The sequence below is a fragment of the Sabulibacter ruber genome (genome assembly GCF_017355955.1).
GTDB classification, from domain to species: Bacteria; Bacteroidota; Bacteroidia; order Cytophagales; family Hymenobacteraceae; genus Nibribacter; species Nibribacter ruber_A.
This window is the reverse complement of record NZ_JAFFID010000127.1, coordinates 1-273: the sequence shown is the minus strand read 5'-3', so window position 1 is coordinate 273 and position 273 is coordinate 1. Positions and strand designations below refer to the sequence as shown.

The 273-nt window shown below is 68.1% G+C and carries 1 protein-coding gene; it reads right to left on the bottom strand.

What is annotated here, in order from left to right:
- Positions 1-101 precede the first annotated feature (101 nt).
- Entirely contained in the window at positions 102-263 is a 162-nt protein-coding gene (locus JT719_RS25715; RefSeq protein WP_423227991.1) for a 4a-hydroxytetrahydrobiopterin dehydratase, read from the bottom strand.
- Between the last annotated feature and the right edge of the window lie 10 nt (positions 264-273).

Genomic DNA, 273 nt, shown 5'->3' with positions numbered 1-273 from the left:
CCATGGGCGTGTTCTGCGTCTTTCGGATCAGGCGTGTGTCGGGACCGAATCCATGCGGGGCCGCGCCGCGGCGGCCGTCCGGACTCCGGTCCCGTCGGGTCTCAGTCGTATTTGACGTAGGAGAATCGCAGGTCGTCGCGCGGCGTGCCTTCCAACGCGCCGCCCTCGGCCCCCGGCTGCCACTGCACGACCTCCTCGATCTTGCGGGCGAGCTGGAAATCCTTGTCCGTGATGCCCTTGGCGGTGTGCGTCATCAGCCGCACCTCCACCCAG